This is a genomic window from Nocardia sp. NPDC056952, assembly GCF_042674185.1.
Taxonomy (GTDB): domain Bacteria; phylum Actinomycetota; class Actinomycetes; order Mycobacteriales; family Mycobacteriaceae; genus Nocardia.
The window spans coordinates 552,329-572,736 of sequence record NZ_JBHURA010000001.1 but is presented as its reverse complement, the minus strand read 5'-3'; the positions used below and the strand labels follow the sequence as shown (position 1 = coordinate 572,736).

The following is a 20,408-nucleotide window of genomic DNA, read 5'->3' as shown; positions in this document are numbered from 1 at the left end:
TTTTCGACCTTTCAGGCATCGAGCACGAGACGGTCCGTGCGCGCTCGGGAAACGCAGATCATCATGGTTTTGCCCGACTCTTGTTCGGCCGGGGTGAGCACCGAATCACGGTGCTCGACTTCGCCTTCGAGCACGGTGGTCTCGCAGGTCGCGCACGTTCCTTCGCGGCACGACCACAGCACGTCGGAGCCGGCCCGTTCGAGTGCGTCCAGGACCGACGACCCGGCCGGTACTTCGATGGTCCGGCCGGAACGGTTGAGCACGACGGTGGTCGGCCGGTCGGGTCCGGTGGCCACGATCTCCTTGGGATGAAAACGCTCGACCCGCAGGGCATCCGCGACACAGTGCTGCTCGACCGCGGCCAACAGCGGCTCGGGACCACAGCAGTACACGAGCGTGCCTGAGGTCACCGGCTCGAGAATCTCGGCCAGTGGCATCAGCCCGACTTCGTCCTGCGCGTAGCGACGAACCCTCGCACCGTAGACGGACAGCTCGCCGGCGAACGCCATCCGCGCGCCGGTGCGGCCGCCATAGTGCAGTTGCCAGTCGGCGCCGCGCTGTTCCAGTTCGCGGATCATCGGCAACAGCGGCGTGATCCCGATGCCGCCGGCGATCAGGAGGTAGCTCGCCGCCTGCGTGAGCGGGAAATTGTTGCGTGGCTCCCGGATCTCCAACAGCGTGCCCGGCCGCACGTTCTCGTGCATCCACGCCGACCCGCCGCGGCCCTGCTCCTCGAGCAGCACCGCGATGCGATAACTGTCCCGATTCGCGGGATCGCCACACAGCGAGTACTGGCGAACGACGCCGTCGGGCAGGACGACGTCCACGTGCGCACCCGGCGCCCACGGCGGCAGTGGCGCGCCGCCGGGGTCGGTGAGCACAAAGGACAGCACGCCCTCTGATTCGTAGGTGATGGACCGAATTCGCACAATCGCGCTGATCACACGACGAGTCTCGCAGGGGTTCGGCGGCCCGCGGGGATTGATACTTTCAACGAATTGCCGGATTGAAATGGGGTCGATCGACTATCGGTGGTCGGCGGGAGAAACGATCAGGAATCGAGAAGTTTCCAGGTCGGCGCCGTGTCAGCATTGTTTTCCATGGATCGACGAAAGGGTTTTCGATGAACATCAGCTGGGTTCGGCGAACTCATCGCGTGCTCGCCGTCGCCTTCCTCGCGGCCGTGCTCATCACGGTGATCGGGTTGTCGCTCAGCGGGCCCGAATGGGTGGTCTACCTGCCGCTCATTCCGCTCGCCGGGCTGTTCCTGTCCGGTGCGTCGATGTTCGTACGGCTCTTGCGCGGCCCGCACCGGCTGTCGGCGTTCGGCGGCAGTGCTGGTCGCGGCCGTCAGGTGCATCGCTGGTCGGCGGTGGTATTCGTCGTCACTGTTGTCGCCACGGTGATCGCGCTGGCACAACCGGAGCCGATCGTGTGGATCTCCTACCTCCCGCTGATCCCCCTCGCCGGGCTCTTCCTGTCCGGCTCGTTCATGTTCGTGTCGCCGCTGGTACGGGCGCGGCGCGCCCAGTAGTGGATGACCCGTCAGCCGATGTCGACCACTCGCGCCCATGCGGGTGGGCTGTCCGGGACGTAGTCCGGGTCGTCGTGGCGCCACGCGCGTTCTCGGCGGAAGAGTCCGACGACGGTTCGGCAGGCCGGTTGGTGGGAGGGCCAGGGGGTTTGGCCGTCGGTCAGGGCGACGAGGACGTCCGGCCGGGTGCGCAAGGCTTGGGTGAAACCGGTGCGCAGGTCGGTGCCGCCACCGCCGATCAGCGTCATGCCCTCGGCCTGGCACAGCGGGTGGGCGATTCTGGCCGCCGCGTCGCAGGAGAACACGGTGACCAGGTCGCGGCGGCCGCCGACGGCGCGGATGATGGCGGCGACTTCGAGCAGGGCGCTGCCCAGCTCGTCGTCGCTGACCGAGCCCGAGGTGTCGATGACCACGCTGACCTTGGGTGGGGTGCGACGCAGGCTGGGCAACACGATGCCGGGCAGTGCGGTGCAGCGGCGGGCGGGACGCCGGTAGGTGTAGTCCTCGCCGACTCCGGGAGCCGAGGCGGCCGCGCGCAGTGCCGCGCCGAGCAGGTCCCGCCACGGCTGGGAAGGATGCAACGCCTCCTTCGCCCAGCGTCGCCACCCCTGGGGCGCGTCTCCTGGACGCCCGACGATGCCCTGTGCCACAAGGAATCGGACGCCGTCGCGCTGCTGTTCGCTGAGACCGTCCGCACCGTCGGGTCCCAGCTCCCATTCGCGGTCCGATCCGTCCGCGCCGCTGCCGCAGTCGAGCCACGCCATGTCTTCGGTCAGCCGCCCGAGGCGGAACTGACCCAGGTAGTCCTCCATGAGGTGCCCTGGGTCCAGCCCCAATGTGCTGGGCAGCACGGCGCCCTCGGGCCAGACCAGCCCGTCACCGAACGCGTCATCGTTGATCTCGGCGTCCGCGGCGATGTTCATCCGCAGCCGTTCCCCCGGACCGGTCAGGTCGTGGGCGTGGGCGTAGCGGTCGCTGCGCGCGTGATGGTCTCGCAGCAGGTGCGACACCTCGTGCACCAGGATCGACGCCAGTTCTTCCACCGGTGTGCAGTCGACGAATCGTGGCGAGACGTAGCACCGCCAGTGTTTGTCCACGCCCATCGTCGGCGCCCTCGGCGACTCGACGATGTGCAGCGCGTACAGAGCGGTCGCCAGATAGGGGCGGGCCGAAACCGCGTGCAGCCGTGCGGCATACAGCTTGCCGAAATCCAATCCGGTGGTATCCGCTGTCATCGGCCCGCCTTCACGGCAACGCGGGCCGCGGCGCGATCGGCACTCTGCGACACCGACACCACCCCGGCGAGTTGTTCGATCGCCGCGGGCACCTCCCAGTTCTCGCGGCGCAGCGTGGCCAGCGTTGTCGCGGGAACAACCACCAGGTCGGGTGCTCCGGTTTCCACGGCTTTCACCAGCAGCGACCAAGCCGCGTCCCATCGAGCCCGCTCCGGTCGTTTGCGCACCGCCGCCACCACACCGTCGAGAACGGCCTGGCGCAGGTCGCCTCGGATCGGCAGTTCGGCGGCGACCGGATCGGCCAGCAGTGCTTCCGGATCGGGCAGATCCATCCGGTCGATGCTGGTGAGCAGTTCGAAACCGGGCCCGTCACCGACGGTGCCGCGGATCAACTGCGACAGCACGTCACGACTCGCGTCGGCCGCGGTGGCGAAGGCGATCAGCCGCACGGTCATCTCCCAACTCCGTGGTGATGCCCAGGCACCGCCCCGCCGGGTTTCGGTGGTGGGCATCTGGTGCACGAGCTTGGGCCGAGCCGCGAGCAAGGTGCATACCGCGCGACGGGCGAAGGCGACCGCCTCCGGCAGGCTTTCGGGAGCGAGCCGAGGCAAGGTCGCGTGTGGCCAGGTTCCGCCGAGGCCGCGGACGACGACGTCGTGCTCGTGAGTCCACTGCAGGTGCACGAATCGGTTCGCCAGCGGCGGGCTCAGCTCCCAGCCGTCGGCCGCCGACGAGCGTGGGTTGGCGGCCGCGACGATGCGCACACCCGGCGGCAGTTCCAGTGCGCCGACCCGCCGTTCGAGAACAACGCGCAGCAGCGCTGCCTGCACGGCGGGCGGTGCGGTGGACAGTTCGTCGAGGAACAGCAGACCGCGCCCGGCCCGTACGAGTCGAACCGCCCAGTCCGGCGGCGCCATCGGTACGCCCTGGGTCGCGGGGTCGTCGCCGATGATCGGCAGGCCGGAGAAGTCCGACGGCTCGTGCACACTCGCGATCACCGTGGTCAGCGGCAGGTCAAGGGACTGCGCGAGCTGGGTCAGGGCAGCGGTCTTGCCGATGCCCGGCTCACCCCACAGCAGCACCGGCAGATCGGCGGCCACGGCCAAGGTGAGCGCTTCCAGTTGCGTGTTGGTGCGCGGCTCCGTTTTCACCGTACCCAGCAGGGCGAGGAGTTCGCCCGCGACGTCGAGCTGGGAGTCGGTGGCGCGAATCGGGAGCGACGGGCAGAGGGTATGAACAGACATGTGTGAATCACCTTTGGGTTCAGAAGAATTCGATGGACGAGAGCGGGTGGAGCGAGCTCGACCGCAGGGTCGGGCGAGACAGCACGAAGGTCAGCAGCGCGACAAGACGCGCCCTGATGGCCCGGACGGCAACTCAGTGCAAGGTCAGGTGCCTCGGGCGGGGGCGACGGCCCTTGCGGTCGTACCGATCGGGAGGGATGTGGCCGCGACCGGGTGCGGGTAGGCCGGCCCGGAACAGGCCATAGGTGATCCGTTGCCGCACAGCAGCTTCGAGTGCGTCGCGAAGCGGTCCGTCGCGCAGCACCGCGTCGGCGCCGAGCTTGCCTTCGACGATGGTGAGGGCGCCGTCGATATCGCCATGGTCCAGGCGATCGCAGACGCCGGCGAGCCAATCCGGTTGGCGCAGTGATCGGTCGATGGCCTGAAGGCAGGCCATCGGTGTTCCGGTCAGGGCCGCCAGCAGTTCTTCACGCCGGATTTCGGCGGGGTCGTGATCCAGGGCGGCGAGCACGCCGTTCACCAACCCGATCCGGTGGCGTTCACCCCGGCACTCCACGATCCGATGACCGGCGGCGGTAGTCCCGGATGTCTCGGTCGGCGCGCCGTCACAGCCGAGCGCCGAGGCGACCAGCGGATGCAGTCGATCGGCGCCGATCACGCCCGCTCGCAGCAATTCCAGATCGGGGAGCACCCAGGTCGCCGCATCGGGTAGCACCGGAAGGGCGGAGATTCCGCCGCGCGGGTGTTCTCGCGAAATCCGCACGGCGAGTGGGTCGTCCGCACGCACGTCCAGAACGACACGTTTCCGCGCACCACACCGCACCAGCACCAACCCGGATCGACGCTCACCGGCCCGCAACAGAATCCCCGCTTCCTCCGCCCACCGGTCGACGGCGCAACCCGGCGGCACCGTTGCGGGCACAGCATCCCCGAGATCGCCGTCGCCGCCTGTCGCGAGCCTCTGTGCGGCGAATTGTGCTGCCCCAGAACGGTGTCGCAACTCCCCTGCCCTGCGCGAATCCCACAGGTGCCGGTGCAGGTCGAGTCGGTAGCGACTGTTGGGTCGGGGATGTGGGTGCATGCGCGCGCTGGTCGTGGGGCACGTCATGTCCCACAGCGCGAGGCTGATCCGCTGTCCGGCAGCCGCCCAGGCCGGTGGCGTACGGACCACCAGATACACGGAATCCGCACCGTCACACTGCGTTACGTCACCGGCCGCGCTGTCGAGACCGGTGACGCTCCCGGATTCGTAGCGAGCCAGCACCATCGTCAACCCGGGTCGCAACAGACCGTCCGGCGCGATTCTGGGAAGATGCCAGCGCAACAGGTCCGGTGCCAGATACCGCAGGTCGGCCCGTACCCGAGCGGCGAGTCCTCGCCCGTGGGTCCGCGCCAGCGCCCGCAGATCCACATCGAGATCGACATGCGCAGCGGCGCAGGCCCCCGACCAGTCGCCGACGAGCCGCCGTGCGGTGGCGGCCTCGATCATGGCGGACGGCACAGCGAGTTCGCGCACACGCAGCCAGAGGTCGAGGCGCGCATCGTCATAGGACGTACGGGAAGACTGCGGATTTTCGGTGAATTCCCCGCGTTCACGCGGGAGAGAAGCCGGTTCGATGACCGGCGTGGGGCTCAACGGCCCGGGCGCAGAACGCCCTTTCGACTCGATGTCATGTCGCCAGTATGCACAACAACGCGCGACCCGACAAGCGGTGGTGGTCGCCTCGCATGCGCTGCCACCGAGTCGACGAGGCAGGCGGGCCCCGGTCACAGACCAGATGCCCGCCTTGCCGGAGGGTCGCTACCGCGCGTCGGTGAGCTCGCGCGTGTCGGACTGCGCACCCAGCTGCGGGTAGGTCGGGTATTCGATGCCCGAGATGTACTGCACGGTCCGCACCACCTGGCACGAGTAGCCGAATTCGTTGTCGTACCAGACGTAGAGGATGGCGGTGTCACCCTCGACGATGGTGGCGTTGGCGTCGATGATCGAGGCCGCGCGCGAACCGATGAAGTCGCTCGAGACCGCGTCGGTGGCGGCGGTGTAGTCGAGGTTGCGACTCAACGGGCCCGCCAGGGATACCTGACGCAGGTACGCGAGCACGTCTTCCTTGGTCGTGTCCTGCTTCAGCTGCAGGTTCAGGATCGCGACGGAGACGTCCGGGGTGGGCACGCGGATCGAGTTGCCGGTGATCTTGGCCTTGAAGTCCGGCATCGCCTTGGCCACCGCGGAGGCGGCGCCGGTCTCGGTGAGTACCAGGTTGAACGGCGCGGAGCGACCGCGACGATCGGCCTTGTGGTAGTTGTCCAGCAGGTTCTGGTCGTTGGTGAACGAGTGCACCGTCTCCACGTGCCCGCGCACGATGCCGAACTCGTCGTCCATGGCCTTGAGCGGCGGCACGATCGCGTTGGTCGTGCAGGAGGCGCAGGAGAAGATCTGCTGCGACAGGTCCAGGTCGCGGTGGTTGACGCCGTGCACGATGTTGGGCACGTCACCCTTGCCGGGCGCGGTGAGCACGACCTTCGCGATGCCGGGGCGCAGGTGCTGCTCCAGGCCGTCGCGGTCACGCCAGCGACCGGTGTTGTCGATCAGGATCGCGTTGTCGATGCCGTAGGCGGTGTAATCGATGGTCGTCGGGTCATCGCTGTAGATGAACTTGATGACGTTGCCGTTCGCGGTGATCGTGTCGTTGTCGGTGTCGACCTTGATCGTGCCGTTGAAGTGCCCGTGCACCGAGTCGCGACGCAGCAGCGACGCTCGCTTGGCCAGGTCGTCGTCACCGCCCTTGCGCACGACCACCGCGCGCAGGCTCAGCCCGTTGCCCGACCCGGCCTTCTCGATCAGCAGCCGGGTGACCAGCCGCCCGATCCGCCCGAACCCGTAGAGCACCACATCACGCGGTCCCTGTGACACGGCCTTGTTGCCGTCGCTCACCTCGGCCAGCACCGAGGTGGTGAACTCCTCGACCGACAGGCCCCGCTCGTCGGCGTGAAATGCCATCACCAGCTGTCCCAGGTCGATCTTGCACGGTCCCAGATCCAGCCGGCTGATCACCTCGAGGAACGGCAGGGTCTCGTCCACCGACAGCTCTTCGCCGCCGATCTGCCGCGCGAACCGATGCGTCCGCAGGATGCTGATCACCGACTTGTTCACCAGCGACCGGCTGTGCAGCAGAATCGTCACACCCTTGCTGCGGTACAACGTCCCGATGATGGGAATCATCGCCTCCGCCGCAGCTTCCTGAGCGTTCCAGCGATCAAGTTGTTCGGTAGTCAACACACGTCCTCTGGGTTCATCGATATTTCCGCTGCATCGATGCTAGTGAGCGCGGAATTTTCACCGTGGGCCACTCCCCACCGGTGAGATCGTGCGCACTGTGCCGAGAGGAATGCCCGGGATCGGGCGACTGTGACCCGTGACACCGAACACGGTTCAGAACTTGCCGGTGTGGTGCTCGACGCGGTGGCCGAGTCGGGCGGTGAACTCGGCGATGAATTCGTCGGTCAGCGGTGGCCAGCCCCAGAAGTCGAAGGCAAGGGCGCCGAGGGCGAAGCCCCCCGGCCATTGCCAGTCGGTGATCGCGCTGGTGGTACCGCACGCGGTGCATGCCACCGCACCGGCGCCCGTCTGTTCCCACGCTTCGATCGCGTCCGAAAACGGTTGCCACACTGCGGGATCAGGTTCCCAGGCCTGTGGGTAGTCGATGATCACCGTGGTTGCCCGGCAGCTCGGGCACGTGGCGTCGGCCGGTGCGATCTCGCCCTGACCGCCGTAGTGGGCGTGGCGGCCGACGACGACCGCTACCGGTGCGGGAATCCACTCGGCGCCCCAATCCTGGGCGATCGTCGCCCAGGCGGGCCCTGCCACATACCCTTCGTCGGCGTGGAGGCTGTACATCGCGTCCGCCGAGGTCTCCCACAGCAGCCACCCCCGCGACACCATCCAGTCGATCGTCGCCCCGGCCGACGCCTCGGCATCCGCCACGGCCACATCGAGATCGACGATCCGTTCGAAGTAGTCACCCACCCTTCGCATCCTGCCACCGTGGTCCGACATCGTGCGGCGCCGGTCAGCGCCGCGGGTCGATGCCGTGGTCAGGTCGCGGCAGCCCAGCGGATCGTCGCGGGTTCCACCCTCGCGCACAACGGGTTTCCGGTCGCGTCCGTGAGGCCGAGACGAGCCTCGAGCACGCCCGATTCGACCGCGGCCGCCAGCGTCTCGGCGGGGACGTCGGCGAGCATCAGCTTGGCGCGCCGGAACATCGTGAGCGTTCCGGCATCATCGACGCTGACCCAGCTGAGGTAGAGGAACCGCTCCCCCGGTCGGCCCTGGATGTGGGTACCTCGGACGTCGGTCTCGTGGACGGTGCCCTCCACCGTCCACGAGACCGATTCCGCGTCACCACGCTGTAGGTCGAGCAGCTCCTGCGGCCGGTTCCTGCGCCGCACGCCGACATGAATGTTCGAGTACGCCGTCTCGATCCCGGGCGGTCGACAAAACGACCCCGGCAGCTGTGTCCCCACGATTCGGATGCGCATCCCGCGATTCTCCCGCATGCCCCTGCCACGTTCCGAACAACGTTCGGCGAGGCAGCGGAGTCCGTCGATTTCGCCCGCGGAGCTCAGTTCACCGCCACTGTCTCGGTCGACGCAGACTGCGCCGCTTCGGCTTTCGCGAGCGCTCCCGGCCACCACACCTTGTCGCCCAGCAGCGCGAACAGCGCGGGGACAACCAAGGTGCGCACCACGAACGTATCCAGCAGGATGCCGATCCCGACCACGATGCCCAACTGGGTCAGGGTGATCAACGGCAGCACACCGAGCACACAGAACACCGCTGCCAGCACCACGCCGGCGCTGGTGATCACGGCCCCGGTCGAGGCGACCGCGCGCACCATGCCCTGGGTGGTGCCGTGCGCGCCCGCTTCCTCGCGGGCCCTGGTGACCAGGAAGATCGTGTAGTCCACACCCAGCGCGACCAGGAACAGGAAACCGAACAGCGGCACGTTCGTGTCCAGTGCGGGGAAGCCGAAGATCGTGCCGCTGATCCAGCTGCCCGCACCGAGCGCCGCGAGCGCGCTGAGCACCGTGACGCCGACGAGCAGCACGGCGGCGGGCACCGCGCGCAGCAGTGCCAGCAACACCAGCAGCACGACGGCGAGGATCAGCGGAATGACCAGCGCCTGGTCACGGCGGGCGGCGTCGCGGATGTCGAGCGCTTCGGCGTCCGTACCGCCGACGAGGGCCTCGGCGCCGGGAACCGTGCCGACCGCCGTCCTGATCGCCTCGATGGTGGTGAACGCCTCCGCCGAGCCGGGCGGCGCGTCCAGCACGACCGACCACCGTGTCGCACCGTCGGCGGAGGTACCGGTAGCGGTGGCGCGCGAAATGCCCCGCACGCCATCGAGGGCCGACTGGATCGGGGTGGTGGTTTCGCTGCGCGCGATCACCACGGCGGGATCCGACGAACCGGACGGGAAGTGGTCGGCCATCGTTTCCAGCCCGTCGACGGACTCGGCCTCGACGCGGAACTGCTCGGTCTGCGAGAGCCCGATATCGGTGGTCACGAGCCCGGTCGCGAAGACGATCAGCACCGCCGACGCCGCCCCGGCCACGACGGCAGGGCGTCGCACCACCCGCTTCGCGACGACCGCCCAGACGCCCTGCTCGGCCGCGTCGCGCCCGTCCGCCTTCGGCACGAACGGCCAGAAGACCCGCCGGCCGCACAGTGCCAGCGCCGGCGGCAACGCGGCGAGCACGAAGATCAGCGCCACCACGAGTCCCGCGGCGGCGAACGCGCCGAGGCTGCGGGTGTTGGGGAGCAGCGCGAGCAACAGCGTCAGCAGAGCCAGGACAACGGTGACATTGCTGGCCACGATGGCGGGCGCGGCATGACGCACCGCGGCGCGCAACGCTGCTCGATGGTCGGTGTGGCGATGCAGTTCGTCGCGATACCGCGATACCAACAGCAGCGCGTAGTTCGTTCCCGCCCCGAAGACCAGCACGCTGGTGATGCCCGACGTCGAACCGTCGAAAGCGAGTCCGGTGAGCTCGGCCAGGAGCGTGCCGACACTGGTGGCGACGCGGTCGGCGAGCCCGACCACCGTCAGCGGCACCAGCCACAACACCGGCGAGCGATAGGTGACGATGAGCAGGGCCATCACCACGATCGCGGTGACGATCAGCAGCAGCGAGTTCGCACCGGAGAAGGAGTCGGCGATGTCGGCGCCGAAAGCCGGTCCGCCGGTGATCTGCACGCGCAGCGTATCGGGCAGATCGGTGGTGACGGCGGCGCGGAGTTCGCCGATCCGGTCGGTGAGCGCGAAGCCGTTGAGCTGTGCGGACACCGGAATCTGGGCGAGCGCGGCCCGCTCGTCGGGAGCGAGAATCACCCGGGGACCGTCGGTCGGCGGGCCACCCGCGCGGGTGAGCGCCGCGTCCAGTGCCGTGAGATCGGCCGGTGTCAGCGCTCCGCCGTCGACGCGGGTCGCCACCATGATCGCGGCGGCGGTTCCGGCATCGGGAAACCGTGCCGCCGCTTCGGCGGCCAGGGAAGATTCCGCCGATCGTGGCAACGACACCGGGGCCTGGCCCGCGCTGTCGTTGCTCCCTGCCAGCGCCATCACCGCCATCGCGGCCGCGACGACAGCGAGCAGTACCGCCCACGATCGCCGACCGGTGACCAGCCCGGCGAACCGGTCCCACCCGTTTCCGTCGCTCACTCGCATCACGCCGAAACTATTTCAGAAACTTAACTAATTGGCAATGCCGGTGGCTCCGACGGCTAAGCTCCCTGTCGGACAGAGAGGAGGCCGCGCGTGGATGACGACACCGCCGACACGAACCCGGCCGCCGACCGGGCAGAGCTGGAAACCGGCATCGCCCGGGATCTGCGTGCGCTGACCGCGATCTCCGAACAGATCGGTCACGTCTTCGCGCGATCGAACGACCTGCGCCCGAACGATTTCCGCGCCCTGATGCATGTCGCCACGGCTGACGCCGAGGGCGCACCCGTGAGCGCGGGCCAGTTGAGCAAGTTGATGGGCGTCTCCGCGCCCGCCGTCACCTACCTGGTCGAGCGCATGATCGAATCCGGGCACCTCGACCGCGTGCCCGACCCGGCGGACCGACGGCGGGTCAACCTGACCTATACCGACCACGGCATGTCGGTCGCCGCCGGATTCTTCGGACCGCTCGGTTCCCGCACCCGCGAGGCGCTGTCCGCCCTGCCCGACAGCGACCTGACGGCCGCCCACCGCGTGCTCGTCAGCGTCACGGCCGCGCTGCGCGAGTTCTACGCCGAGCTGCCGGAGCCAGGGCAGACCGCCGCCGAATAGGCACGTCCGGAACCGGCCATTCGCAGCCACTCAGCGCGCCACGACGCCACGTCTACCGGGCCGCTCGATCTGCGCTCGGATACGCGTGTCGTCCCCTCTTCCGGTAGCCCTCTCGGAATAGCCTGTGCTGGTCAGCAGCATGTCCGGCCCTTGTCGCCGCCGAATCGGTGTCCACGGTCGGCCGAGTTCTTCTCCGCCTCGAACACCACAAGCGAGGGAGTTGGCTGTGTCGGATTTCGTTCTCACCGCAGGCACCGTGATCACCATGGACGAGGACCGCCCTCGCGCTGACGCCGTCGCGGTCTCGGGTTCGCGCATCGTCGCGGTCGGGTCGCTGGCCGAGTGCGTGTCGGCGGTGGCCCCGGATGCCGAGGTCATCGATACCGGCGCCCGAGCGTTGCTGCCGGGGTTCGTCGAACCGCACGGGCATCCGTTCCTGGGCGGGGTCCTCACCCAACCACCCATCGCGCAGATCACCCCGTGGGTAGCCCCGACCTGGGCCGATGTGGTGGCCGTGTTCACAGCCGCCATCGCCGCGACCGATCCGTCGACGCCGTTGGTGTTCAACGGGTTCGACGCACTGCTCCAGGAACACGCGGCACCGACAGCATCGGACCTGGACGCGATCTTCGGTGATCGGGTGGCCGTGGTCCTGGACAACTCCGCGCACGGCATCTACTTCGACACCGCGCTCATCGAGCGGTACGGCTGGTCCGGCAACCCGCCACCGGACCCCGACGGCGGTCACTACGGTCGCAATCCGGACGGCTCGCTCGACGGTCAGGGATTCGAAGTGCCGGTGCTCACCGCGGTCATGACTCCGTTGATCGCCGAGATGCCCAGCCCGCTGCTCAGCGGCGCCGGGTTCTTCGCGGCGATGTCGCGCGCCGGGTACACCACGACCTCGGACATGGCCTACGACCCGCAGACCAAACACGACTACGAGACACTGGCCGCCACCATATCGTGCCCGCTGCGGGTCAACCTGTGGGAGATGTCGACCACCGATACCTACACCGAGCCCGAGACCTTCGCCGCCGGCGACGAGATGCTGCGCAAAGCCGGCGTCAAGCTCTGGACCGACGGTGCGGTCTGGGTGGGCAGTGCGGCGACGTCGTTTCCCTACCTCGATACCGAGGCGACTCGGCGCGCCGGTATCGACCCGGCGACCGCGGGCGGCACCGGTTCGCTGAACTACACGCGATCGCAGCTGGACGAGATTCTGGACGACGCCGCGCCCGCCGGCTGGCAGATGTCGTTCCATTCCAACGGCGATCTCGCCGTCGAGCTGGCCTTGGACGCCTACGAGGCGGCGTTGCAGCGCCACGGCCTGACCGGCACCGATCACCGGTGGCGGATCGAACACCTGGGCGGAGCGACGCGCGCGCAGATGGATCGTGCGGCCAGACTGGGCGTGCACGTGTCGATGTCACCGTTCCAGTACTACTTCTGGGGCGATCTGCTCGACGGCGCGATCTTCGATCACGAACACGGCAGCCGGTGGCAGCCCACCGCCGACGCGCTGGCCTCGGGGGCGTGTGTGTCCCTGCACAACGACGGGCCGGTCTCGCCACCGTCGCCGCTGGTCAACATCCAGACCGTCGCCTCCCGACGCACCCGCGCCGGCACCGTCCACGGCGCCGATCAGGCGATTCCGCTCGACGACGCGATCCGCGCGCAGACGATCAACGCCGCCCGCACCCTGCGCCGCGATCACCTGATCGGGTCCATCACGGTCGGCAAGCTGGCCGACTTCGTCGAGTTGTCCGGTGACCCCTACGAGGTCGACCCGGCCACGTTGGGCGAGACCGTCCGGGTCAACGGCACGTGGGTGGGTGGGCGCCGGGTCGACCTCGACGCGTTCCTGGCCGCAGTGCCGAACAGCGACACGACCCCGCGCCCGAGCGCGCACCTCGGACCGTGCTGCTGAGCCTGCGCCCCCTCGACCGAGGGGAATCCCTGAGCTGAAGCTCCGGGTCGGGACCTGATGTGCCCGACCCGTCCCGACGGGAGCATCGAAGGATGGAAACCGTTGGCAATCAGGATATTTCAGGAACCGTTCGACGGCGTCGCGGTGTAGCCGCGCTGGCATCGGCTGTCACGGTAGCGGGCCTGCTCGGGCTCTCGACGGGAACCGCGTCCGCGGACACCGCCGTCAGCTGTTTGTGGGCGGGCACCCCGTACTCACAGGGAGCCACCGTCGTCGCCGGTGGCTGGACCTTCACCTGCGACCGATCGCGGACCGGGGACGCACGCTGGGATCGCGGAGCATCGACGCATCGGACGAGCACGGTCGCCAATCCGGGCGCCGCCGCCGAGCCCACCGGCCGCTTCAGCGCGGGGGCGGTCCAGCCGGGCACCGGATACCACGACTATTGCGTGGGTGAGCAGCTGGTCAGCGGTCGGGAAGCTGTCTACGAAGCCGTGCCGGACGGGCGCGGCCTGCGCTGGCGGCCGGCGGGCCCGATCGCACAGTGGCGGTTCGATCAGGGCGACGGCACCGCCCCGACGGGCCGGTCCGCGAGCGAGTGCCGGGTGGATCCTGCGTTCTGAGCCCGTCCATGGCGACCGGAGCGATATCGACGGCGATGGTGTGATCCGGCGTCGGCGCGGACACGCTTCGACAACGCCGAGGACACGACCCTGGTTCTGCGGGCGAAGGGGAGAAATGATCGAACATAACCGGCACTCCCCGGCCATCGGCACAACGTGGAGGTTCGAGCGATGTGGAACGCGATTGTTCAGATCTGTGGATTCTTGATCATCGGCGCCGTGGTCGGCGTGCTCGCCAGAGTGCTCAAGCCGGGTAAAGAGAACATGAGCATGGGCATGACCCTGGTGCTCGGCATGGCTGCGGCGCTGATCGCGGGCGTGATCGCCAGCCTCATCGGCGTCGGCTCCATCACCGAGCTCAACTTCTGGGGCTTCGTCCTCGCGGTCATCGCGGCGGTGGTGCTGCTGTTCGCGGCCGAGTCGATGGGCGCCCGCAAACACCCGCCGGTGGCCTGAGCCGAACGAACGGTGCCGCTGCCCGGCGGGCCCCGGCCGAACAGTGCCGAGGTCCCGCCGTAGCGCGGTCAGGTGATCTGCTCCGCGACCTCTCGATCGGCGTCGCGTGCTCCGGTGGTCGCGGCTACCTTCGCGAACGACTCGGCTGGATCGCTGCCGACGATCTCGTGCTCGAACTCGCTGACGGTTCCTGGCCAGGCATTGGTGATCGTGCCGTCCGCGCGCTTCCACCATGCCGTCGCCGCACCTTCACACCAGATCGTCTGGGCGAGAGCATGATCCAGACGGTCGAGGTAGCGCGCCATTGCCCGCTCGGTCACCTCCACCGGTGCACCCCGGTCCGCGCTGAGGGCCAGACAGCGCGTGATGTAGCGGGCCTGGTGTTGCTTGACCGAGGGGTTGCTGTTCGACGGAGTGAACGAGTGCGGCCCAGCGATCATGTAGAGATTCGGAAAGCCGGGCACCGCGAGTCCGTAGAAGGCGGTCGGTCGTCCTCGGCGCCGCCACCGGTCGTGCAGGTCCACTCCACCACGGCCACGGATTCGCACCCCGGCGAGGAACTCCGGCGCACGGAATCCGGTAGCCCACACGATGACATCGGCGCGGCGCTCGGTGCCGTCGACAGTGCGTATCCCGTCCGGGCCGAGCCGGTCGATGCGGTCGGTGACCAGTTCGACGTGTGGCTGGGTCAGCGCCGGATAATATCCGCTGTCGAGCAGGATCCGTTTCTCCCCGATCCGGTAGTTCGGTGTGAGCTTCGCGCGCAGTTCACGATCGCGCACCTGCCACCGAAGGTGGGCCCGCGCAACGAGTTCGGCCGGTCCTGCCGACCACCCCGCGCGCATGATCGGCGCGAGAACCAGATCAGCGGCGTAGTAGATCCCGGCCCGATACAGGTCGTGCAGACCGGGCACATGCGTCAGCGCCCACCGCGACAGCGGACCGAACGACGCGGCGGGCTTGGGCAGCACCCAGGACGGGGAACGCTGATACACGGTGACACCGGCCGCGACGCGGGCCAGCTCGGGAATCATCTGCGCCGCCGAGGAACCGGTGCCGACGACGGCGATCTGCCCGCGCAGATCCGCGGTGTGATCCCACCGTGCGGAGTGGAACGCACGGCCACCGAAGGTGCGCGCTCCCCGCAACCGAGGAATCGCGGGTCGATGCAGTTGGCCGAGCGCCCACACGACCGCGTCGGTGCGGATCCGCTCCCCGGTGGTCGTGGTCAGGGTCCAGGTGCGGTCGGTGTCGCTGTAGTCGGCGGCCGTCACGGCGGTATCGCAGCGCAGATGCGCACGCAAACCGTTGCGGTCGGTGACCTCCCGCATGTAGGTCAAGATCGCCTGCTGATCCGGGTAGCGCACGCGAACGTCTCGATAAGGGTCGAAGGCGAAGCAGTACAGGTGCGCGGGCACATCGCAGGAACAGCCCGGATAGGTGTTCTCCCGCCACACCCCGCCGACCTCGGGTCCTTCTTCGAGGATCAGGAAGTCGCGCACCCCGGCCTGCCGCAGCTGCGCGGCCATGGTGAGCCCACCGAAGCCCGCCCCGACGACAACTACTTCGTGGGTGATCGTGGGCCCGGTCATCGGCGGGCGCCATAGGGGCGCGCGAGAATGACGAGTACATCTAGTGTGGTCATCGCAGAGTTCTCCAAGTGTCTGCATCTGCTCTGTGGGCGGTGGCGACCGCCGTGCAGAGCTGTTTTCGGGTGTCTCCCCGTGCTCGCGGGGAGGCACCCGATCCGGTATCCGAGGACGATGCGCGCTGAATGCGGCGACGCGACCCCGGGTGAATTCGCGAGCAGAGCGGTCGACAACGACCATTTCTGCCTTCACCACCGCGGCGGTCCACGTCCGAGTCCCGGGTGCGCCGAAGACGACGCTGTTGTCCGCGGAATCACCACCCGGACAATCGAATTGGGACAGGTCATACCGTGAACTCCTCCAATGCTCGGGAAACGGCCGCACATGATTCGCTTGCTTCCGGGCTCGGGAGTTCTCTCCGACCGGCGCGCACGCGACTTGTCCCCGCCCCACCAGCAACGGCAATCATCCGGCAATCGAGCCGTTCGGCAGGCGGTCTCGGTCGAGCCGGGGTGTCGTCGCGCTTCGGGCCGACATGAGCCGCCGATCCGGCGGCCCACCGCGCCCACGAGTGGCCACCACGCCGTTCAGCCGGGGTTCGCGAAAGGCCGCGAGCGCGGATTGCGAACCTGAAACATCGCCGCATCGAGAGGAGAGTCTCCGGTAAACTCGCTGCGTGTCGAGCTAGACGGATCGTGGGCGATCGAACTCCGATCGCGAGCACCACCCTTCAGTCGGCGCTGCGCACAGGCGTGCCGCGCAATCCGCCGTCCCTACCGAAGTACGCGATTGCCTGTCATTGCGACCTGCAGGAGTCCCGGAGATCTGCGATGGCGGAATTTCGCCGCAGCAAGGGGCTTGTCATGACCGAGCGCAATCCTTCCGCAAATCGTCCCGTTCCCGAAGAAGAGCCTTTCGCGCGGCAAGCCGCCGCCGAGGGAATCTCCGTACTGGCGGCGATCATGCTGTTCATCGCCGCGGCGGCCTCCATCCTCGAGGGCATCTCCGCGATCGCCGAGGACGAGTTCTATGTCGCCGGCTTCAGCTACGTCTACGAATTCGACGCGACCACCTGGGGCTGGGTCCATGTCGTCCTCGGTGTGATCGCCATCGTCTGCTCGATCGGCTTGATGTCGGGCACCGCGTGGGCGCGATACGCGGCGGTGGGCATCGCGGCACTGGTGATCATCGCGAACTTCTTGTCCCTGCCCTACTATCCCGCGTGGTCCATCGTGATCATCGCGATCAGCGTGGTGGTCATCTGGGCCGTCACCGCGTGGCAGCCCGCTCGCCACGACCGGGCATGATGCCGAAAACGCGAAGCGCCGAAACCGCGCGCCGGGCCCGACCACGACACCGTGCGGCCCCCGGCATCTAATCTGAAATGAAACTGTGTCTGAAAACCTCGGCGAAACCGACGGCGAGTGGCGAGAATTGGCCCCGACGGACGGTTCGGCGCAACTCAGCACCTGTCGTACGCCACGAATTCCCTTCGGCAACAGAGGAATTGGACGATGGACAGGTTGTCGAGATCCACCGCGGCGATGCTGGTTGCCGCCGTCGTCGCGGCCGGGACTGCGGCGGCCGGCGTCGCGCGGGCGGAAACGCCCAGCGCGCAGCCCTGCACCCCGTACACGGCAATCTTCGCGCCGGGGACCTGGGAGACCACGCCGGGCGCCGATCCCCGGGTGCCCGTCGGGATGCTCCAGCCCGTCGGCGATGGCCTGCAACGGCAATTCGGTCGTGACATCACCGTGCTCTACGTCCCCTATGCCGCAAGCGCTTTCGACCTGGGCCTGAGCTACGCGGAGTCCCTGGGCACGCTGGAATCCCGCCTGCACCAGATGATGCGCGGCCTGTGTAGCTCGACGCAGGTCGTCCTCGCCGGCTACAGCCAGGGCGCGGACGGCATCGGCGATCTCGCCACCGAGATCGGCAATGGCGACGGTCCCCTCGATGCCGATCGAGTGGTCGGTGTCGGACTACTGGCCGATCCGCATCGCGATCCGAATACCACGCTCTCCCTCGGCAATCCGCAGCCCGGCCTCGGCATAGCCGGAACGCGAAGCCGGGATTTCGGTGCGTTGACCGAGCGGGTTCGCACCCTGTGTACCGACGGCGACCTGTACTGCTCTCTCGATGCCACCGCCTCCCCGTTCCTCGCCGCGTTGGGCCGGGTCCTGAGCGGTGATCCCGAACCGATCGCGAATGTTATCCCCGCCACGGTCGATCCCAGCAGCCTGATCGCTCAGGCTGTGACCATGGGCGCCGGCTGGACCGCCACCGCGGCGAACCTGCCCACCATTCTCGACGACCTCACCCACCTCTCGGAGTTCATCGCGGCGGGTGACATTCGCGGTGCGCACCGGACCGCGAATGCCCTGAATGTTGCGCTGTCCCCGTTGGTCCAGGCCGCCGCGGGTGTAGATCGAGCCCTGGTCGCCCAGGTCATCCGCGCGGCCGCCGCCGTCGACCCCTCGGGTTGGACCGCAGCCGTCAGCCTCATCGCCGACGCCCTCGTGCCCATCGATTTTCTGAGCATCGCCGACGGGGTGGGCCGAATTCAGGAAATCCTGTGGCGTGCGGTCGAATCCCTCGATCGCAACGACCCCCTCGCCGCCGCCACCGACCTGGCGACCCTGGTCGCCACCGGCGCCGACCTCACCGGTTCCGTGCTCGGCCCCATCGCCGCCGGCATCCGGGCAGACCTCCGCACAACCGCCCGAACCCTGCTCGACATCGCCGACCCCGCCACCATCGACGAGCTCGTCCAGCTGGCCCGCCAAGGCGTGGACATGGCCAACTTCTACGCCTCCGAGGCTCACGTCGACTACGGCGACGACGTCCTGATCCTCCTGAACTACCTGAGCTCCCAGGTCGTTTCGTAGCCGGGAAAACATTCGCTGGTGTGTCAGCTCGACCTGCATCGAGCTGACACACCAGCATTCAGATCAGATCAGCACGTCACGGCATCTCCGACCGAGTTGTCGAGACGCACCCCCAGAACTCTCGACAACTCGCCGACACTGTCGGCACTGGGTGTCACCACATCGCGCTCCCACCGGCTGATCTGGTTTCCGTCCGCGATTCCGATCCAGTCGGCCAACTCCGCCTGGGTGAACCCGGAGGCCATCCTTGCCGCCCGAATCGCTTTGCCGATCGTGGACATGGTCTCCCCTTTCTCTCGATGCCCTCAGCACGGACCGCATCGGCGCGGGTGCCCGTCGGCGAACCCTCGTCCTCCTGATGCGGTCTCGCGCAGCCACATTCGAAAGGTATCGGCGAATCGGCCCGCGAAGGAGGCTGTGACTGCACGACGACTGACTGTGCACGCACAAACGTGCGTGCATCCGGGCCCGGAGCCCCGGCTACTTCGGCGGGTTGCCCACATCGGTGGCGCTGCGGCGCCAGTCACGGGGCGTCATCCCGAATGCCTCGCGGAATCGCCGGGCGAAGTGGGCGGCGTCGCGGAAACCCACGGCACCGGCCACGGACGCGATGGACCGGTGCGCGTAGCCTCTGTCGATCAGCATGTCACGGGCCCGGACCAGGCGTTGTTCGATGATCCACTGCTCGAGGCTGATACCCGACTGCGCGCAGACTTTGTACAGGTGCCGCACGGAGATGTTGTTGCCTGCGGCGATATCGGGGATCTTCAAGTCCGAATCGGACAGGTGGGTCCGCACATACCCGAGGATCTGCTCGATCAGCAGCTGCTCCGGGATGGCGGCGCCGTCACCCGGCCCGCGGCCGGCCGCCGAGATCAGTAGCGCCCGAACCATTTCCAGGCACGACTCACCCACGGAGGCAGCGGCCGGATCCGCTTCGAGCTGGTCGGCGATCCCGACGAGATGCTGAATCTGCGCCGTGACCATCGGGTACAGCGGCGACGCCGCCAGCCGCCCGTGCGCCGCGACGACCGTCTCCGCGGAAATGCCGAGGCGCTCCCTGGACAGCTGCAGGCACAGCGTTCCGCCGAGACCGTGCCAGCCGGAGGCGAACGTCGTGGCCAGGTCGATCACTTCGCAGGCGCCGGGCTCGATCAGCGTTTGCGCACCGAACTGTTCGTGCCTGCGAACCTGCCCGTTCTGCACGGTCACCGTCAGGGTGTCGCTGGGCGTGGTTCGCTCGTGCCGACTGGTTCGGCAGACCTGGTGACCGGATACCTCGGAGCGAGTGAGCGCGATCGGGCCCAGCATCCAGGCCTGGTGACGGCTGACCACTTCGGCAGGCGAATCCCACATCTGCAGGGTGGCCCCGATATCGGCTTCCTGCAGGATTGCGGTGACCGCCTCCCGCCGGTCCGCCGGCGTGAAGTAGTCGGAGTCGATCAGCACTGCCATTTGTGATCTCTACTTCGGATTCTCGTCGGCGGCGGAGTCCCTCCCATCGCGACCGCTGCGCGTATTCGGGTGGTGGCGATTCGGGGGCCTGTAGTCGGCGATGCTATCGCGCCGTGGCGC

18 protein-coding genes are annotated in these 20,408 nt (G+C 68.2%); 7 read left to right on the top strand and 11 right to left on the bottom strand.

Going from position 1 to position 20,408, the window contains the following annotated elements:
- Nucleotides 1-11 precede the first annotated feature (11 nt).
- Nucleotides 12-944, bottom strand: a complete 933-nt coding sequence (locus ACFTS5_RS02455) for a PDR/VanB family oxidoreductase (RefSeq protein WP_378626815.1) — start codon at nt 942-944, stop codon at nt 12-14.
- A gap of 179 nt (nt 945-1,123) precedes the next feature.
- Between ACFTS5_RS02455 and ACFTS5_RS02450 the strand changes: the two genes are divergently transcribed.
- Complete coding sequence (locus ACFTS5_RS02450; RefSeq protein ID WP_378626813.1) at nt 1,124-1,534, top strand: hypothetical protein; 411 nt, start codon at nt 1,124-1,126, stop codon at nt 1,532-1,534.
- Nucleotides 1,535-1,545: 11 nt separating this feature from the next.
- Here ACFTS5_RS02450 and ACFTS5_RS02445 read toward each other — a convergent pair whose 3' ends face one another.
- The 7 genes from ACFTS5_RS02445 to ACFTS5_RS02415 form a co-directional block, all read right to left on the bottom strand.
- On the bottom strand, nt 1,546-2,769 hold the full coding sequence (locus ACFTS5_RS02445; RefSeq protein WP_378626811.1) for a VWA-like domain-containing protein: 1,224 nt from the start codon (nt 2,767-2,769) through the stop codon (nt 1,546-1,548).
- Nucleotides 2,766-4,013 carry an AAA family ATPase gene (locus tag ACFTS5_RS02440; protein ID WP_378626809.1) on the bottom strand — a complete coding sequence of 416 codons (1,248 nt, stop codon included), beginning with the start codon at nt 4,011-4,013 and terminating at the stop codon, nt 2,766-2,768. Before ACFTS5_RS02440 ends, ACFTS5_RS02445 begins: the two co-directional genes overlap by 4 nt.
- Nucleotides 4,014-4,146: 133 nt before the next feature.
- Nucleotides 4,147-5,529 carry a hypothetical protein gene (locus ACFTS5_RS02435; protein ID WP_378626808.1) on the bottom strand — a complete coding sequence of 461 codons (1,383 nt, stop codon included), beginning with the start codon at nt 5,527-5,529 and terminating at the stop codon, nt 4,147-4,149.
- 285 nt (nt 5,530-5,814) lie between these two features.
- Nucleotides 5,815-7,233: a glyceraldehyde-3-phosphate dehydrogenase gene (locus ACFTS5_RS02430; RefSeq protein ID WP_378628298.1), complete on the bottom strand. Its 1,419-nt coding sequence runs from the start codon at nt 7,231-7,233 to the stop codon at nt 5,815-5,817.
- A gap of 210 nt (nt 7,234-7,443) precedes the next feature.
- Nucleotides 7,444-8,046 carry a hypothetical protein gene (locus tag ACFTS5_RS02425; RefSeq protein ID WP_378626807.1) on the bottom strand — a complete coding sequence of 201 codons (603 nt, stop codon included), beginning with the start codon at nt 8,044-8,046 and terminating at the stop codon, nt 7,444-7,446.
- A 59-nt stretch (nt 8,047-8,105) separates the two neighbouring features.
- Nucleotides 8,106-8,549 (bottom strand): DUF5990 family protein, encoded by a 444-nt coding sequence (locus tag ACFTS5_RS02420; protein ID WP_378626805.1) that lies wholly within the window; start codon nt 8,547-8,549, stop codon nt 8,106-8,108.
- 83 nt (nt 8,550-8,632) lie between these two features.
- Nucleotides 8,633-10,738: an MMPL family transporter gene (locus tag ACFTS5_RS02415; protein ID WP_378628296.1), complete on the bottom strand. Its 2,106-nt coding sequence runs from the start codon at nt 10,736-10,738 to the stop codon at nt 8,633-8,635.
- A 90-nt stretch (nt 10,739-10,828) separates the two neighbouring features.
- On the opposite strand from ACFTS5_RS02415, the gene ACFTS5_RS02410 reads away from it, so the two are divergent.
- From ACFTS5_RS02410 to ACFTS5_RS02395, 4 genes are all read left to right on the top strand, one after another.
- Nucleotides 10,829-11,347, top strand: coding sequence for a MarR family winged helix-turn-helix transcriptional regulator (locus tag ACFTS5_RS02410; RefSeq protein WP_378626804.1), 519 nt, complete (start codon nt 10,829-10,831; stop codon nt 11,345-11,347).
- 226 nt (nt 11,348-11,573) lie between these two features.
- Nucleotides 11,574-13,277, top strand: coding sequence for an amidohydrolase (locus ACFTS5_RS02405; RefSeq protein WP_378626802.1), 1,704 nt, complete (start codon nt 11,574-11,576; stop codon nt 13,275-13,277).
- Between the two features lie 92 nt (nt 13,278-13,369).
- Nucleotides 13,370-13,900, top strand: a complete 531-nt coding sequence (locus ACFTS5_RS02400) for a hypothetical protein (RefSeq protein ID WP_378626800.1) — start codon at nt 13,370-13,372, stop codon at nt 13,898-13,900.
- 171 nt (nt 13,901-14,071) lie between these two features.
- On the top strand, nt 14,072-14,356 hold the full coding sequence (locus ACFTS5_RS02395; RefSeq protein WP_378626799.1) for a GlsB/YeaQ/YmgE family stress response membrane protein: 285 nt from the start codon (nt 14,072-14,074) through the stop codon (nt 14,354-14,356).
- A gap of 68 nt (nt 14,357-14,424) precedes the next feature.
- Here ACFTS5_RS02395 and ACFTS5_RS02390 read toward each other — a convergent pair whose 3' ends face one another.
- Nucleotides 14,425-15,948, bottom strand: a complete 1,524-nt coding sequence (locus tag ACFTS5_RS02390; RefSeq protein ID WP_378626798.1) for a flavin-containing monooxygenase — start codon at nt 15,946-15,948, stop codon at nt 14,425-14,427.
- An 860-nt stretch (nt 15,949-16,808) separates the two neighbouring features.
- Here ACFTS5_RS02390 and ACFTS5_RS02385 point away from each other — a divergent pair.
- Nucleotides 16,809-17,252: an acetyltransferase gene (locus ACFTS5_RS02385; protein ID WP_378626797.1), complete on the top strand. Its 444-nt coding sequence runs from the start codon at nt 16,809-16,811 to the stop codon at nt 17,250-17,252.
- Between the two features lie 207 nt (nt 17,253-17,459).
- Nucleotides 17,460-18,833, top strand: a complete 1,374-nt coding sequence (locus ACFTS5_RS02380) for a cutinase family protein (RefSeq protein ID WP_378626796.1) — start codon at nt 17,460-17,462, stop codon at nt 18,831-18,833.
- Nucleotides 18,834-18,901: 68 nt separating this feature from the next.
- Here the strand turns inward: ACFTS5_RS02380 and ACFTS5_RS02375 are convergent, their stop codons facing one another.
- Together ACFTS5_RS02375 and ACFTS5_RS02370 are read right to left on the bottom strand one after the other, a co-directional pair.
- The gene (locus tag ACFTS5_RS02375; protein WP_378626795.1) at nt 18,902-19,114 is read right to left on the bottom strand and encodes a multiprotein-bridging factor 1 family protein; all 213 of its coding nucleotides are present in this window, start codon (nt 19,112-19,114) and stop codon (nt 18,902-18,904) included.
- A gap of 199 nt (nt 19,115-19,313) precedes the next feature.
- A complete protein-coding gene (locus ACFTS5_RS02370; protein ID WP_378626794.1) occupies nt 19,314-20,288 on the bottom strand; it encodes a helix-turn-helix domain-containing protein in 975 nt (324 codons plus the stop codon).
- Nucleotides 20,289-20,408: the final 120 nt, after the last annotated feature.